This is a genomic window from Nisaea sp., assembly GCF_017640745.1.
Classification (GTDB): Bacteria; Pseudomonadota; Alphaproteobacteria; order Thalassobaculales; family Thalassobaculaceae; genus Nisaea.
In genome coordinates, this window is the sequence record NZ_JAEPQA010000013.1 from 87,870 (window position 1) to 104,338 (window position 16,469).

At 64.8% G+C, this 16,469-nt stretch carries 12 protein-coding genes and 1 tRNA gene; 3 read left to right on the plus strand and 10 right to left on the minus strand.

Annotation, left to right across the window (positions count from 1 at the left end; translation table 11 throughout):
* Positions 1 to 123 precede the first annotated feature (123 nt).
* Entirely contained in the window at positions 124 to 1,377 is a 1,254-nt protein-coding gene (locus JJ959_RS10960; protein WP_292883405.1) for an MFS transporter, read from the minus strand.
* Between the two features lie 226 nt (positions 1,378 to 1,603).
* On the opposite strand from JJ959_RS10960, the gene JJ959_RS10965 reads away from it, so the two are divergent.
* Together JJ959_RS10965 and JJ959_RS10970 are read left to right on the plus strand one after the other, a co-directional pair.
* Positions 1,604 to 3,895, plus strand: coding sequence for an arginine/lysine/ornithine decarboxylase (locus tag JJ959_RS10965; protein ID WP_292883408.1), 2,292 nt, complete (start codon positions 1,604 to 1,606; stop codon positions 3,893 to 3,895).
* Between the two features lie 26 nt (positions 3,896 to 3,921).
* Complete coding sequence (locus tag JJ959_RS10970; protein ID WP_292883411.1) at positions 3,922 to 5,550, plus strand: thiamine pyrophosphate-binding protein; 1,629 nt, start codon at positions 3,922 to 3,924, stop codon at positions 5,548 to 5,550.
* Positions 5,551 to 5,554: 4 nt separating this feature from the next.
* On the opposite strand, the gene JJ959_RS10975 is transcribed toward JJ959_RS10970, so the two are convergent.
* From JJ959_RS10975 to JJ959_RS11005, 7 genes are all read right to left on the minus strand, one after another.
* Positions 5,555 to 6,865, minus strand: coding sequence for an FAD-binding oxidoreductase (locus JJ959_RS10975; protein WP_292883414.1), 1,311 nt, complete (start codon positions 6,863 to 6,865; stop codon positions 5,555 to 5,557).
* Positions 6,865 to 8,214: a glutamine synthetase family protein gene (locus tag JJ959_RS10980; RefSeq protein ID WP_292883417.1), complete on the minus strand. Its 1,350-nt coding sequence runs from the start codon at positions 8,212 to 8,214 to the stop codon at positions 6,865 to 6,867. Before JJ959_RS10980 ends, JJ959_RS10975 begins: the two co-directional genes overlap by 1 nt.
* A gap of 170 nt (positions 8,215 to 8,384) precedes the next feature.
* The gene (locus JJ959_RS10985; RefSeq protein ID WP_292883420.1) at positions 8,385 to 8,999 is read right to left on the minus strand and encodes a ferric reductase-like transmembrane domain-containing protein; all 615 of its coding nucleotides are present in this window, start codon (positions 8,997 to 8,999) and stop codon (positions 8,385 to 8,387) included.
* A gap of 5 nt (positions 9,000 to 9,004) precedes the next feature.
* Complete coding sequence (locus JJ959_RS10990) at positions 9,005 to 9,493, minus strand: hypothetical protein (protein WP_292883422.1); 489 nt, start codon at positions 9,491 to 9,493, stop codon at positions 9,005 to 9,007.
* A 203-nt stretch (positions 9,494 to 9,696) separates the two neighbouring features.
* Positions 9,697 to 9,828: a hypothetical protein gene (locus JJ959_RS10995; protein ID WP_292883486.1), complete on the minus strand. Its 132-nt coding sequence runs from the start codon at positions 9,826 to 9,828 to the stop codon at positions 9,697 to 9,699.
* Complete coding sequence (locus JJ959_RS11000) at positions 9,825 to 12,242, minus strand: YbcC family protein (protein ID WP_292883424.1); 2,418 nt, start codon at positions 12,240 to 12,242, stop codon at positions 9,825 to 9,827. Before JJ959_RS11000 ends, JJ959_RS10995 begins: the two co-directional genes overlap by 4 nt.
* Positions 12,243 to 12,255: 13 nt before the next feature.
* Positions 12,256 to 13,830: a proton-conducting transporter membrane subunit gene (locus tag JJ959_RS11005; protein WP_292883426.1), complete on the minus strand. Its 1,575-nt coding sequence runs from the start codon at positions 13,828 to 13,830 to the stop codon at positions 12,256 to 12,258.
* A gap of 105 nt (positions 13,831 to 13,935) precedes the next feature.
* Between JJ959_RS11005 and JJ959_RS11010 the strand changes: the two genes are divergently transcribed.
* Positions 13,936 to 14,811 carry a LysR family transcriptional regulator gene (locus JJ959_RS11010; protein ID WP_292883428.1) on the plus strand — a complete coding sequence of 292 codons (876 nt, stop codon included), beginning with the start codon at positions 13,936 to 13,938 and terminating at the stop codon, positions 14,809 to 14,811.
* A gap of 139 nt (positions 14,812 to 14,950) precedes the next feature.
* On the opposite strand, the gene JJ959_RS11015 is transcribed toward JJ959_RS11010, so the two are convergent.
* A tRNA-Met gene (locus tag JJ959_RS11015) sits at positions 14,951 to 15,027 on the minus strand.
* A 101-nt stretch (positions 15,028 to 15,128) separates the two neighbouring features.
* Positions 15,129 to 16,466 carry a phosphonate ABC transporter, permease protein PhnE gene (gene phnE / locus JJ959_RS11020; protein ID WP_292883430.1) on the minus strand — a complete coding sequence of 446 codons (1,338 nt, stop codon included), beginning with the start codon at positions 16,464 to 16,466 and terminating at the stop codon, positions 15,129 to 15,131.
* Positions 16,467 to 16,469 lie beyond the last annotated feature (3 nt).

A 16,469-nucleotide genomic window follows, 5' to 3' on the forward strand; every position in this document is an offset into this window, starting at 1 on the left:
ACCGCTACGAACGGCTATCCCGTCCGCCGGTGAATATGGGCAGGCCGCGACCGCTCCACAGAGCCAACGCAAAATTTATTTTTTCCTCGTCGCCTCTTGTTCCACCGAAGCGCAGGACAGGGCTCAAGCCGCCGCCCGTGCGGGACCGCGCCGGTCGAGCTGCTGCCAGAGGAAGATCGCCACCCCGAGATTGAGCAGGTTCCACGCGACGCCGTTGAGGAAGGCGGCGTCATAGGACAGGGTCAGATCGTAGATCATGCCCGACATCCAGCCGCCAAGCGCCATGCCGAGAAGCGTTGCCGAGAGCACGAGCCCGACCCGCGTGCCTGCCTCTGCGGCAGGGAAGACGCGGCGTACGACGAGCGCATAGGTCGGCACGATCCCGCCCTGCGCCAATCCGAACAGGGCGGAGACGAAATAGAGCGAGACGAGGCCGTCGAAGGGCAGAAAGAGCAGCAGCGACAGACCCTGCAGGGCAGACGACAGCATCAGCGTGCGAAGCGGACCGATCCTGTCCGCGATCCAGCCGAAGGTGAGTCGGCTGACGATGCCGGTGAAAAGCATCAGCGACAGCATCTCCGCGCCGCGGGCAGTGCCGTAGCCGAGATCGCCGCAATAGGCGACGATATGCACTTGCGGCATCGCCATGGCAACACAGCAGGCGAGGCCCGCGACCAGCAGCAGTCCCTGAACGACCGGTCCACGCAGGGGAATGTCGTCTCCTTCCGGCACCGGCTGCATGGCCGGCTGCGCTCCTGAAACGGGCACCGGCGCTTCCGGGCTGCGCTGACGAAGCGCCGTCGAGAGCGGCAGCAGAGTGCAAAGGCAAATGCCCGCGATAATCATATGCGCGTCGCGCCAGCCCTGGGTGTCAACGAAATACTGCACCACCGGCGGCCAGACCGTCCCGGCGAGATAGCTTCCGCTGGCACCGATGGCGACCGCGAGGCCACGCCGGCGCTGGAACCAGTGGGTGATGTCGGAGATCACCGGCCCGAAGCTGGCCGAGCTGCCGAGCATGCCGATCAGCACCCCCTGCAGGGCCGCGAACTGCCAGAGACTTTCGGCCTGGGAGGAGAGCAAATAGCCGAGCGCGAGCATGACGGCACCGAAGCGCAGCGGCACCATGATGCCGAAACGGTCTGCCATGCGCCCCATCAGGATCCCGCCGACGGCAAATCCGATCATCGTCACCGTATAGGGCAGAGAGGCATCGGCCCGCGCCACGTTGAAATCCGCCTCCACCGCCGGCAGGGTCACGACGACGGACCAGAGTCCTACGCCGCCGATCATGCTGATCAGCAGCGACATGGTGAGGCGCAACCAGGCGTAGGGACTGTCGACCTCCCGCACCGCGAAGATGGACGCGTTTATCATTTTTTATTTGAGCCCAGATTGTCGGTGTTTCGGGTCCGCCCTGAACGGCGTGAGGCGGAGAGCGTAACCGAGAGCGGCGCGCGCGCAAAGCGGCGTGCGCGGCAGCAACAGTCGTCTCCGATTACCGCCCGCGCCCCCAATCCTCATTGGCATGCAGCCCCGGCTGGTCTATGCATTGCGGACGGGCTTCTCCGACCCAGATTTCATGCACGACCAGGATATGTCCATGAAGTTCCGCTTTCCGATCGTCATCATCGATGAAGACTTCCGTTCCGAGAACATTTCCGGCTCCGGCATCCGCGCGATCGCGCAGGCCATAGAGAGCGAGGGCTTCGAGGTTCTCGGCGTCACCAGCTACGGCGATCTCTCGCAGTTCGCCCAGCAGCAGTCGCGCGCGAGTACCTTCGTGCTCTCGATCGACGACGAGGAATTCACCCCCGGCCCGGATCTAGATCCGGCGGTGCTGAACCTCAGGAAGTTCATCGAGGAGGTGCGCTGGAAGAACGCCGACGTGCCGATCTACATCTACGGCGAGACCAAGACCAGCCGGCACATCCCAAACGACATCCTGCGCGAGCTGCACGGCTTCATCCACATGTTCGAGGACACGCCGGAATTCGTCGCCCGCCACATCATCCGCGAGGCCAAGGGCTATCTCGAAAGCATCCAGCCGCCGTTCTTCAAGGCGCTGCTCGACTATGCCGAGGACGGCTCCTATTCCTGGCACTGCCCCGGCCATTCCGGCGGCGTCGCCTTCCTGAAGAGCCCGATCGGGCAGATGTATCACCAGTTCTACGGCGAGAACATGCTCAGGGCCGACGTCTGCAACGCCGTCGAGGAACTCGGCCAGCTGCTTGACCATAACGGCGCCATCGGCGCGTCGGAGCGCAACGCGGCACGCATCTTCAATGCAGACCATTGCTACTTCGTGACCAACGGCACCTCGACCTCGAACAAGATGGTCTGGCACCACACGGTCGCGCCGGGCGACGTCGTCGTGGTCGACCGCAACTGCCACAAGTCGATCCTGCACTCGATCATCATGACCGGGGCGATCCCTGTCTTCCTGAAGCCGACGCGGAACCATCACGGCATCATCGGTCCGATCCCGCAGTCCGAGTTCGAGATCGAGTCGATCAAGGAGAAGATCCGGGCGAACCCGCTGCTCAAGGGCGTCGATGCCGACACGGTGAAGCCGCGCATCATGACCCTGACGCAGTCGACCTATGACGGCGTGCTCTACAACACCGAGACGATCAAGGATCTGCTCGATGGCTATGTCGAAAACCTGCACTTCGACGAGGCATGGCTGCCGCACGCTGGCTTCCATCCGTTCTACGGCACCTATCACGCGATGGGCCGGAAGCGGGACCGGACGAAACACTCGGTAACCTACGCCACGCAGTCGATCCACAAGCTGCTGGCCGGAATCAGCCAGGCGAGCCACGTGCTCGTGCAGGATTCGGAGGAAGTGAAGCTCGACCGGCATCTCTTCAACGAAGCCTACCTGATGCATACCAGCACCAGCCCGCAATACAGCATCATCGCGAGCTGCGACGTCGCCGCCGCGATGATGGAGCCGCCGGGCGGCACCGCGCTGGTCGAGGAAAGCATCGTCGAGGCGCTCGATTTCCGCCGTGCGATGCGCAAGGTGGACGAGGAATTCGGCGCCGACGACTGGTGGTTCCAGGTCTGGGGCCCGGCGGAACTGGCCGAGGAAGGCGTCGGCCGCACCCGAGACTGGGTCCTGAAGCGCACCGACGCGGACGGCGTACAGGCTTCCGACGGTGAGGATTCCTGGCACGGCTTCGGCGACATGGCGCCGGGCTTCAACATGCTCGACCCGATCAAGGCGACGATCATCACGCCCGGCCTCAATCTCGACGGCCGCTTCGAGGACTGGGGCATTCCGGCCTCGATCGTGACCAAGTATCTGACCGAGCACGGCGTGGTGGTTGAGAAGACCGGCCTCTACAGCTTCTTCATCATGTTCACCATCGGCATCACCAAGGGCCGCTGGAATACGCTCCTGACGGCCCTGCAGCAGTTCAAGGACGATTACGCCAAGAACCAGCCGATGTGGCGCACCATGCCGGAATTCTGTGCCACGCAGCCGCGCTACGAGCAGATGGGACTGCGCGATCTCTGCCAGCACGTGCATGCGCTCTACGCCAAATACGGCGTCGCGATCCTTTCGACCGACATGTATCTGAGCGACCTGACGCCCGCGATGAACCCGTCCGAGGCCTTCGCCCACATCGCCCGCCGGACGACCCAGCGCGTGCCGATCGACGAGTTGGAGGGCCGTATCACGACCAGCCTCGTGACGCCCTACCCGCCGGGCATCCCGCTGCTGATCCCGGGCGAGGTGTTCAACGCGAAGATCGTGGACTACCTCAAGTTCAACCGCGAATTCGCACGCGAATGCCCCGGATTCGAGACCGACATCCACGGCCTCGTGCAGGAAGTCGGCGAGGACGGCCTCGTGCATTACTTCGCCGATTGCGTCGCCGAGTGAGTTCGCGGAGTAGATCCGGGGAACAAATGGCAAGCGTCGGCCGGCTGATCGTCGATACCCTGGTGCGAAACGGGATCGACCGCGTGTTCTGCGTGCCGGGAGAGAGCTATCTCGGCCTGCTCGACGCGCTCTACGGCCGCGATGACATCGACACCGTCGTCTGCCGTCACGAGGCGGGCGCAGGCTTCATGGCGCTCGCCGACGCCCGGCTCTCCGGTGTTCCCGGCATTGCCTGCGTCAGTCGCGGCCCCGGCGCGAGCAACGCTGCCATCGCCGTTCACACCGCGCAGCAGGACGCGGTTCCCTTCATCCTCATCGTTGGACAGGTCGCCGCGCAGGACGTGCGCCGCGACTCTTTCCAGGAGATCGATTACGGCCACATGTTCGGCCGGATGGCGAAATGGACCGCGGAGATCACCGACCCGGCACGCGCGCCGGAAGTGATGCTGCGCGCGCTCGTCACCGCGACTTCGGGAACGCCGGGACCGGTCGTGATCGCGGTCCCGGAGGACGTGCTGACCGCACCGCTGGATGCGGAGCCGGTTGCAGTGCCCGCCTTACCCGCGACGGCACCCGATCCGGCACGTCTGTCAGAGCTGCGCGACACGCTTTCCACCGCGGAACGGCCCGTCGTTCTGGTCGGCAGCGCCTTCGACAGGCCCGGCGGGCGCGAGGCGGTGAACGCCTTCCTTGCAGACTGGCAGCTTCCGGCCGTGGTCTCCTTCCGCCGCCAGGACCTGCTCGACAACACCGAGCGGCACTATGCGGGCGACATGGGGCTCGCCAATCCGGCCGACCAGATGACGGCGCTGCGAGAGGCCGACCTGCTGCTCGTGCTCGGCGCCCGGCTCTCCGACATCACCACGCAAGGCTACAGCTACCCCCGGATGGTCCGGCCGGAAATGCAGCTGGTCCATGTCCACGCCGATCCGGCGCAGATCGGCACCCATTTCGCCCCGGACCTTTCTTTCGCCTGCGATCCGGTCCGCTTCGTCAGGGAGATGGGCGCACTCGGCGCACCGCCGCCGAACGGCCGTGCGGACTGGATCGACCGGCTGCGTACGATCCGAAACGGCATCGCCGCGCTCCGCGGTTTCTCCGCCGATGACGGCATCCCGTTCGAGAAGGTTGTGCACCTGATGGGAGAACACCTGCCGGAGGAGGCGATCGTCACCGTCGATGCCGGCACTTTCGGCGCGCCGGTCTACCGCGTGGTGCCATTCCGGCAGGCGCAGCGCCTGCTCGCCCCGATCTCGGGCGCCATGGGCTTCGGCGTGCCCGCGGCCGTCGCCGCCGGCCTCCGGCGCCCCGGTGTCCCGGTAATCTGCCTCGTCGGAGATGGCGGTTTCATGATGACCGGAAGCGAGCTTTCGGTCGCCATGGAGCGCGGCCTGCCGCTGAAGGTCATCCTCTCGGAGAACGGCGTCTATGCCTCGATCCGGATCAACCAGGAACGCGCCTTTCCGGGCCGCCCGGTCGGGACGGGCTTCACGAACCCGGATTTCGAGCTGTTCGGAAAAGCCTACGGCTTCGAGGTGACGCGGATGCGGACCGAGGCCGACCTCGACAAGCTGCCGGCGCTGCTGGCAGCGCCGGGCCCGCAATTCATCATCGTCGATACCAGCCTCGACGCGGTTCTGCCGAAGAAGGACTGACGGCTCAGACCCCGAGCTTGTCCCGGAGCGTGTACCACCAGGAGCCGACGACCGAGTAAGGCACCCGGAACAGCCGGCCGCCCGGGAACGGGTACCACGGAACGTTCTCGAACACGTCGAAGCGTGAGCGGTCGCCGTCGATCGCTTCCGCGAGGATGCGCCCGAAAGTGTGCGAGCCGGTGACGCCGTGACCGCTGTAGCCGTGGGCGAAATAGGTGTTGTTGCCGATCCGGCCCATCTGCGGCACGCGGCTGAAGGACAGGGCGAAATTGCCGCTCCAGGCGTACTCGATCTTCACGCCTCTGAGCTGCGGGAACACCTTGTCCATGTTGGGCTGCAGCTTCGCCCGGATATCGCTCGGATCGGTGCCGCCATAGACCGTGCCGCCGCCGAACAGCATCCGCTTGTCCCCGGAAAGCCGGAAATAGTCGAGGATGTAGCGCACGTCTTCGACGCAGACATCTGTCGGGAGAAGGTCATTCGCCCGCTCCTCACCCAAAGGCTCGGTTGCCATCACCTGGGTCGAGACCGGCATGACCCGCGGCGTCAGCGTCGGCACCACATGCCCGAGATAGGCGTTGCCGCACAGCACCAGCGTCTTGCAGGTGATCGAGCCGCCCTCGGTCTTCACCACAGGCTTCGCCGCGTTGGTATCGACATGCACGGCGGGGGTCTGCTCGTAGATCGTGCCGCCGAGCTTCTCGAACGCCGCCGCCTCGCCCAGCGCCAGGTTCAGCGGATGCATGTGACCGCCGGAATGGTCGATCATGCCGCCGGCATAAGCGTCCGAGTTGATGTGCTTGCGGAGCGCGGCCTTGTCGAGCATCTCCTGGTTCCTGATGCCGTAGCCGGCCCAGAGATTCAGCCGCTCTTCCAGCTCGCGCATATGCGCGCCGGTATAGGCGGTGAAGACGTTACCGTCCTTCAGGTCGCACTGGATGTCGTAGGTCTTCACCCGCTCGCGGATGATCTCGCCGCCTTCCTGCACCAGACCGGCGACGAAATTGGCGGTGTCCGCGCCATAGCGCCGCTTGATCGTCTGCAGGCTCGCGTTCAGTCCGTTGACGATCTGGCCACCGTTCCGCCCCGAGGCGCCCCAGCCGACGCGGGCCGCCTCGATGATTGCGACCTTGTAGCCCTTCTCGACCAGATGCAGCGCGGTCGACAGCCCGCTATAGCCCGCACCGACGACCAGGATGTCGATCTCGATATCGCCCTTGAGCGGCGGACGCTCCGGGGACGGGTTTGCACTGGCGGCATAGTAACTTGTGGTGTGAGCGACGGCGCCGTGGCCGGGTTTTGCCCAGGGAATCATCAGACGACTTCCAGATAAGTGTCATACTCGAAGTCAGTGACCTGCCGGGCGAAGCGTTTCAGCTCCTGCATCTTGCTTTCGACCAGCATGGTCTGCAGTCGTTTCGAGTAAATACGCTGCACGAGGGCGCCGCGACGGAACGCCTCGATAGAGGTCGCCCAGTCGAGCGGCAGATGTTCGAGTTTCATGCTGTAGGCGTCGCCGCTGATCGGAGCGGCCGGTTCCATGCCACTCTCGATGCCGATCAGCGCGCCGCCCAGAATGCTCGCCAGAACGAGATAGGGGTTGGTATCCGCACCGGCGACACGGTGCTCGATCCGGCGCGCCTTGTGACTGCCACCCGGAATCCGGATCGCAGCGGTGCGGTTCTCGTAACCCCAGGCGACATTGATCGGCGCATGCGCGCCCGGCAGCAGACGACGGTAGGAATTCTCGTGCGGGGCGAAGACCAGGGTGTTCTCCTGCATCGTCGCCAGCAGGCCCGCGACCGCGTTCAGCATCAGCGGCGAGCCTTCCTCTCCGCCATTGTCGAACAGGTTCTCGCCGGCTTCGTTCTCGAGCGAGAAATGCACATGAAAGCCGCTGCCAGCCCGCTCGCCGTAGGGTTTCGCCATGAAGGTCGCAGCGAGCCCGTGCTTGCGCGCGATGCCGCGCACCAGCCGCTTGAACAGCACCGCATCGTCCGCCGCCTTCAGGGCATCGCCGACATGCATCATGTTGATCTCGAACTGACCGGCGCCGTTTTCCGAGATCGCGGCATCGGCCGGAATGCCCTGCTCGGCGCAGGCATCGTAGACATCGTCCAGGAACTCGTCGAAATGCTGCAGCTCGTCGAGCGAGAGCGCCCCGTCGGAGCCGAGCCGCTTCTCGGTGATCGGCGAGCATGGCGGCTGCGGCTGGGTACCGCTCGGATCGTAGAGATAGAACTCAAGCTCTGTGGCGACCACCGGCGTCAGACCGCGCTCTTTATAACGCTCAACCACGTTCGCCAGCGCCCGCCGCGGATCGCCCGCGAACGGTTTCCCGTCTTCCTCGCGCATCCAGAGCATCGCAAGCGCCGAGGGCCGGTTGGTCCAGTTGATCAGAACGATCGGCCGGCCGGTGAAATCGCAGATCCCGTCAGAGTCGCCGGTCTCGAAGACGAGCTCGTTGCCTTCGATATCCTCGCCCCAGACGTCGACGCTGAGGATCGAGAGCGGCATGCGCATCCCGCCACCGAGCACCTTTGTTGCTTGTTCTATCGGCAAACGCTTGCCGCGCATCGTGCCGTTGAGGTCGCACACGCAGGCGAAAACCGTTTCGATCTCGGGATTTTCCTGCAAAAGACTGTTCAGATTTTCGACGGACACTTTCGGCCTCTTTCGCGCGGATAAACCGGGCGCGTTTGAAATGAGCTAGCGGTCTCTTTTGACGTTCTGTCAATTCGAATATTCGCGCAGGGTCCGCCGTTCAGACCGTGATCTCTGGGACCCCAATTATCCGGATTGTAACGACAAATCGTCCGCTACGGCACAAGCTTCTAGCGACGAAAGGCCCAGACGCGCAGATCGGCGAAAACCTTTGCCGCCGCAAGCACAACCAGGGCGCAAAGAGCGATCTTCGAAACGGTTTCCATGGTCCCCTCGATCAGCAGGGCATGAACCACGCCGCCCAGGACCGTGAGCGCCGCGAACAGCGCGTGCGCGCGGCGCCAGGTCTGCGGCCGCAGCTTGAGGCGCCGGCGGAAGGCGGCGAGAAGGGCGGCGCCGAAGACGGCCCACATCGCGATGGCGCCCCAATCGGAGAATGGCGTCGGGGAGCGGAACAGAAGAACGTCGACCACATCGGGCGGGCTGGTGACCCAGAGGGCCGCGACATGAATCACCACCGCCGCGACCAGAAGCGCTCCGGTCACGCGATGGACCTGGCGCGCCCGGCGCGCAGTCAGGCCCGGCAGAGCGCCGCCGACCAGCAACGGCTGAACGAGCAGGAGCGCCATCGCGAGGATACCGGCGAACCCGGCGGCGATATAGACGGGCCCGCGCCAGGCCAGTAGCGGGCTCATTGCCGCCAGCGCGACCGGCACGGAAATGGCGAGCGCGAGCGCACCCCAGATCAGGATCTTGCGGGCTGCTCCCGTGTTAGTGGATGCCACCGTCCTCAGGCCGGAGTCAGGACGAAATGCGCCTCCAGGCTCTTGTCTTTTGAGCTCCGCATCACGGGACGCAGGAAGACGGTCTCGAAATCCCCGCTGTCATAGGCGAGATGGCCGTGCGGCTGTCCGAAGGCCGGCACGATCTGCGGCATCTCGAGCCGGAATACACCGTTCTCGTCGGTCAGCGTGGCGCCGTGGCTGTGCGGATCGCTCTCGTAGCCTTCCGTCGTATGGGCCCAGATCTGGATCCGCTGACCCGCGAGCGGCGCGCCGTCGCCTGCACGGCGCACGGTTCCGGTCATCCAGAACCCGCCGCCGCCGATCCGTTCCACGATCGGTGCGTTCGGGATGTAATTGTTCGATCCGCCCCGCATCGAGCGCGTCGGCGCGAGCCCTTGGGCGCGGGCGGGAACGAGAAGGCCGGACACACAGCTCGCCGCAACGGCGCCGCCGGCTGCAAGCAGGGTACGACGTGTGAAAAGATCGGTGGGCATTCAAAGCTCTCCCATCGGACGCGGCATTTCCCGGCACCGCCAAATGGACCGGAAGCATCGGACGCTGACCTGCCGCCATGAATACGCCTACAGATTTAAGAGCATCATAGCACGCGGTAACCGTGGCTCACGGTCTCGTGATGCCCGATTGGGCAACACGCTTGGTGCGAGACGGCCGGGTGCTGAATGGGCACGCCTTCCCGCTAGAGATATCCAGCGGACAGCAGGCGCTCGAAGGCATCTTCAGCCTCATGGTCCATAGCGCGACCTGCGCGCTCTTTCCCGTGCATCGTCGCCAGCGCGGCGCGGCGTCCGGCATAAATCGACCGGATCACTCCGCCGCGCTCACCTCAGGCGCACCGGTGCTTGCAGATGCTTCCCGAGCCCATTCGCGGCCGCCACGATAGCGCCAGGCCATCCGGCCTGCGTCATCGAGCGCGAACAGGTGCAGCCAGCCGTTCTCGAAAAGAGCCCGGACATCGTGATGTCGCGCGAGAACGTCGTTGATCGCCTCGGTGGGCGCTTCGACACAGACCGACAGCCGCAACGGCTGGTGAACCAGTCGCTCGCCGTCATGCACCGACTGCCACGGCAGCCCGGACCGGAGAACTCCGCCGTTGCCTTCGACCACGCCGAACCCGCCGACGACATTATGCAGCAGCTTGTTGCCGCCTCCGAAAACTTCCGGTGCCACGGCCGAACCGTAATATTGCAGGCTGATCCAGCTCGCGACGACGACCGGCGCGGTGAGAATCAGCTCCAGCAGGGCAAACTCGCCGTCCTGGCGCCAGTCGTAGTCGTGCAGGAAGGCTGTGCCGGCGAAATCCTTGCCGGCGGTCCGATTCCGCGGCGCGGCGATGAAGGCGCTGCATCCAGCCAGCCCCCATTCCGGACGGACTTCCGACCAGTCCCTTGCCCTGGCAAGCACCGAACCGGCCCCCTTGGCCCTTGGCAAGCGAAGAGCCCGCTCGGCCCGCGCGAGCTGTCCCGCCGCATCGAGCCATTTCCGCGTCTGTCCGAGAAGGGTGCGGTCGAGCGGCCGGGGCAGATCCTCATGATAGAGCGTCACCCTGTCAGTCGTCGTGTCGTGCAGCGCGGCGACGAAGCGCGTGTCCCCGGGAATATCCAGGTCCCGGCCGGCAAGTCCGGCGCGAACATCCGCGTCGTTCAGCAACGAGGCCAATAACCGGGCATTGGCCTCGCCCGAATAACCTCCGCAGGCACCGCAGTTCAGGGCGCTTGCATGAGGGTTGTTGACTGCGCTCGCTCCATGACCGGCGATCAGGACAAGCGGCGCCAGATCATGCGTCAGGGACATCCCGCGCAAGGCGCGCTCGGCAATGTCGACCCGGTCATCAAGCGCGAGATCCGTCTCGAACCTTGGAGAAGATCCTGCGGCCCCCGTCCCCGGCTTCAAGGCCAGGGCGTCGCGAATGAGCTTGATTACATAGCCGATCCCCGCTGCCTCGACGAAGGCGAAGGAGGAGACGGCCGCCAGCTTGAATCTGCCCCAGGCCCGAACGGTCCGCGCCGAGAGCCGGTTGCGGTTTTCCGTCGCCGAACCGTGACCACCCGCGCAGGCCCGCAGCGCCGGCTTCAGCAACACGGGCAAACGCGCCTCGTCGACATCCGACGCAAACCGCCGGTAGGAAACCCCGACCCCGAAGAAACCCGCAAATCCGACGGTGCGAATACCGGGATCGACGGACTCAAGCGCCCTGCGAAAAACTTCCGAGCGAACATCGATACAGAAGGCTGCCTGCAGCTTCGGCCGGCCTTCGCCATTACCGCCGACCGAAATGCCGAGTTTCTCGCCCAGCCGGCGCTGTTCCGCCCGCTCCGCCGCGGACTGCAGAATTGCGTCGACGATATTCTCGTCAGTTGGAACGCCCGGCTCCCCGTAGCGCGCCTTTGCCTGTTCCCAGCGATCGGCGAGGGCATCCCCGCAGAGATCGAGGAGGGCATCCTCGAACACCAGGCGGATCGCGAGAAGATCGGCCAGGGCGCCGTCGGACCGGCCATCAAGTTCGGCTTGCCAGAGCCGGTATCTCGCAAGTTGAGCCCACCCTCCGAGCGTCATGAAGAGACGGTGGAAATAGGTCTCCGTCGCCTCGCGGCCCAATCCTCCGAGGGCTCCGGCCTGCTCCGCCACCGACCGGGCATAGGGCGGCAAAGAGGCGACACGCCTCGCGAACCCGGCGAGACCGGCAATCTCCGGCGTAAGATCTTGCTGCGCAAAGGCCCTCCAGGCGTCGAAGGCACTGTTTCCGCTTTGCGCCGCCCAGAGCGCTTGCCCCTGGTCGAAATAGCCCGCAGCCCATGTCGAAATGCGCTCCGCGATTATCTCCGGCCAATCGATCCCAGACAGTTCGGCCGCCAGATCGGCAATCGTCGGAAGGACCGGGAGGGCCTCGCGCGGCCGCCTTAGCCACGCCTTCAGCTCTTCAAGATTCCTGACGCAACCGCGCTCGCTGGCCTCGGCAAGCGCGGCGCGCAGGTCCTCGTCGGCAATGCGTCCCTCTTCCATGAGCCGCGCATACCATTCGCGCGGCATCGTTGCCCGCGCCCCGGCAACGCGCTCCAGGATCCGTCCGGTCTCGGCGAGCGACTTGCCGGTCTGCCCGAGGAAAGGATTGACCGCGACGCTGGAGGACAGTGGCCAGAGCGGCGGGACCGCCCTTGCCGCGGCATTCGCCGCATCGACGATCGTCTTGGCCCGCGGCGCTGACATCTGTGCGACCTTTGTCATGGCTTGCTCCTTCTCAGAACGACCGCGAACCGAACCGCAGGCCCAGCCAGCGGTCGATGAGGGCATTGGCGTAGAACCCGTTGGTCAGGTGGACGCGCAGGGCGGCGCTTGCGGGATGCGCACCCCAGAGCGGCAGCAGGGCCTGGGCGAAAGCGATCGAACCGAAGCCGAGGACCGTCAGGATGATCACCGACCACTCGACCGCGCCCGGCTGGGGCGGCGGCGGCAGGGTGCCGGCCATCACCCAGCTCGCGGCGGCCTGGTAGGCGAAGTAAGCGACCGAGGCGGCGACCGAGGCCAGCGTGGTTCGCCAGGTCAGAGCCCAGGGAGCGGCATCCGCCAGTCCCTGCGCGATCAGATAGGCGACGCCGAAGATCAGCATCATGCCAAGGGCGATGGCCTGGGGGGATTTGCCGGAAAAGCCGAACGCGGCCCCGACGAGAACGAAGACCGCGAGCGCCAGGACGAAGGCGCGGCCGACGGCTGCGACGCTGGGAACCGCCACCGGGCCGGGGCGGCGGATGGCGGCCACGACCTCTACCGCCGAACCGGAGGACAGGAAGGCGTGCGCCTTGTAGAGCGAGTGGGCGACGATGTGCAGCATGGCCAGCGGAAACAGGGCGAGGCCGCACTGCAGCATCATGAACCCCATCTGCGCGACGGTCGACCAGGCGAGCGAGGTCTTCACCTGCGACTGGGTCAGCATCGCGAGACTCCCGAACAGCGCCGTGAAACCGCCCAGCAGCGCGAGCAAGGCCATTCCCACCGGCGCCAGGAGCAGGACATCCGCGAACCGGATCAGCAGGAAGCCGCCGGCATTGATCACCCCGGCATGGAGGATCGCCGAAACGGGGGTCGGGGCCTCCATGACCTCGGTCAGCCAGCCGTGCGTCGGGAACTGCGCGGACTTGAGCGCGGCGGCGACCATCAGCAGCGATCCGGCGCCGACGAGGCTGATCGGCGCCGCAGCGGCGTCCAGGTCACCCGCGCGCGTGAGGATACCGGAGATATCGCCGGTTCCGAACTCAACGCCAAGCAGGATCGCCGCCGCGATGAGGCACGCGTCTCCGAGCCGGGCAAAGATCGCTTTCTTGAAAGCGGCACGGCGCGCACCGGGCCGCTCGGAATAGAAGAGCAGCAGGCTGTTCAGGGCCAGGCTGGTCGCAATCCAGGCGGCCAGCAACTGGACAAGGTTTCCGGAAAGAACCAGCAGCGACACGCAGGCGATCGTCAGGCAGAGCCGGCCGACGAAAATGCCCTGGCGCGGCTCGCCGTCGAGATAGGTGCAACTGAACCGGACGACCACCGCACCGACGAACGCGACCAGACCGAACATGACGACGCTGACCGGATCCAGCCTCAGAGAAAAGCCGAAGCCGGACCCGCCGATCGTCGGAGACGAGACCGGCCCCCCGTTCCAGACGAACCAGGCAAGCAAGCTTGCGACAATCACCGCGCCGATCGTTGCGAGACGCGCTGCCAGCAGAAGGAGACGCGGTCTTGCCGATGGGAACATATGCGCCACGGCGGCAAGGGCCACGAGAGCCGAAATCGCTCCGACGGGCAGGCTCCACGCGATAGTGACCATTCTTTTCTCCCGGCGCTGCAGGTCATGCGGCGACGGGAATAGCAATTCTCGGAAAATCTATAAAATTCATTGTTTATAACATATCATTCTATTATATAGAACGATATGGTGCAGCTGAATTACAACCACCTCCGGTATTTCTGGGCAGTCGCCCATGAGGGAAATCTCACGCGAACGGCGGAGCATCTGAATGTCTCGCAATCCGCCCTTTCCGTGCAGATCAAGAAACTCGAGGCGCAGCTTGGCCACGCCCTGTTCGAACGGCGGGGGAAACAGCTGCTGCTGACAGAAGCCGGGCGGATCGTTCTGGACCATGCCGACGCCATCTTCGCGGTCGGGGAGGAACTGTCCGATACGCTGCGGAACCGCAGCCTGGACAAGCGCCTGGTCCTGAGAGTCGGGGCTCTCGCCACACTGTCGCGGAACTTTCAGATCAGCTTTCTGAAGCCGCTCATCACCCGGGTGGACGTTGGAGTCGTGCTGCGCTCGGGCCCGCTCGTCGACCTGCTGGCAGGCCTTGAGGCGCATCGTCTCGACGTGGTGCTGGTCAACTCGCCGCCGCGTCGCGATGCCGCGACCCCGTGGATATCGAAACCGATTACCGAACAGCCCGTCAGTCTCGTGGGCCGGCCCGAGCGGATCGGCCGTAATCGCGATCTCTCGGATCTTCTGGCACACGAGCCCCTCGTGCTGCCGACGCCGGAAAGCGGCATAAGGGTCGGGTTCGACGCCCTGACGGAACGGCTCGGCATCAGACCGACGATCGCCGCCGAGGTCGACGACATGGCGATGATGCGCCTGCTGGCGCGGGAGGATGTCGGGCTTGCCGTCGTTCCGCCGATCGTCGTTCGCGATGAACTGGAGACAGGCATGCTGATCGAGGCCGACCAGTTTCCGCGATTGAGCGAGACATTCTATGCCGTGACGATGGCCCGCCGGTTTCCGAACCCTTTGTTGGCCGAACTCATACCGTCGAACTAACGAAAACCCAGAATCGGGAAATGCGGAAACAGGACCGCCTGAAATCTAAATTATCTTTTTCTTTCAATAGACAATGAAATGCAGGACGCGCCGAAAACCAAAGGGTGAAGCGCTGAAAAACCAATTTTATAGAGAAGTTTGGTAGCGGAGGAGGGACTTGAACCCCCGACACGCGGATTATGATTCCGCTGCTCTAACCAGCTGAGCTACTCCGCCCCAAGAGAGGCCCGCGATGGCTCTTGCCCGCGCGGAAGCACGCATATAGGCGAGCCGGGCGGGGCTGTCAACAGCAGCGCCGCCCGGTCCGGCCGGAAATTCTATCTCGTCTCCCCGCCGGCAATCAGCTTGCGCCGGAGCCAGCTCGAGGCGCCGTCCATGAGGAACACCATCACGATGATCAGGCCGATGATATAGAAGGTGTTTTCCCAGTCCCGCGAGGTTCGCATGGTCTCCACCAGGACGAGACCGATACCGCCCGCGCCGAGCGCGCCGATGACCGTCGCAGAACGGGTGTTCGACTCGACGTAATAGAGAAACTGCGAGGTGAAGACCGGCAGGATCTGCGGGATCACACCGAAACGGTAGCGCTGCCAGCGGTTGGCGCCGGTGGACTCCACGCCCTCGACCTGCTTTCGGTCAATATTCTCCAGCGCCTCCGAGAATAGCTTGCCGAGCGAGCCCGTGTCGGTGAAGGCGATGGCGAGCGACCCCGTGAGCGGGCCGAGGCCGAAAGCGCGGATGAAGATCAGCGACCAGATCAGCATGTCGATGCCGCGCACGAAGTCGAAGATGCGCCGTACGACAAAGCGGATCGCACCGTTCCGATTGAAGTTCGAGGCCGCCACGAAGGCGAGCGGCAGGGCGCAGGCGGCGGCGGTCACCGTGCCCAGTACGGCCATCAGGATGGTCTCGAACAAAGCCACCGCGACGATGCCGTGCTGCCAGTCCGGGTTGCCCCAGAAGCTCTTCAGGATGAAGAGCCAGTTCGGCGTATCCGCCTCGATGCGGTCGGACGAGGCGGCGATCCCGGCCAGCTCGCCGAAGCTCTTGCCGTGCAGTACCGAGTTGAAGGGGAACCAGAAATTCTCCCAGCCGTAATCGAACTTGTGGATCTCGATCTTGGCCCGGGTGAACTGCACGCGGCGCGAGAAGGTCGGCCGCGCGTCGAGCTTCACATCGCGGGCGTTCAGCCAGGTCGGGACCGCTCCCTCGGGCAGCTCGGTGACGATCTTCTTGTCCACCAGCTTCGAGCGGATCGTGCCATAGCCCGGAACCTCGAACTCGAGCCCCTGCCCCTCGACGCGGACGAAATAACCTTCGCCGAGATCGACGCTGAAGCTGTCGACTGTGCCCTCGACCCAGTCCGGAAGCTGCTTGTAGGTCGCCGTGCGCTCACCCTCGATCGCGACCTCAAGCTCGTTGCCGCGGAAGGACTTGGTAACATGCGTCTTGTAGGCGATCGAGTCGGAGACCAGCAGGGCCCCCTTGGAAAGCTGCGCACGCTCAAGCAGGGCGGTGATGTCGAAGGCGTTCCACGCATAAATCAGGTAGAGCACGACGCCGGTCAGCAGCAGCATCGGCACGGCGGAGGCTTTCTTCACCGAGACCCGGACGGTCTCGGCGAGCATGGCGGAGCTTGGTTCCACGACGGCCATCGG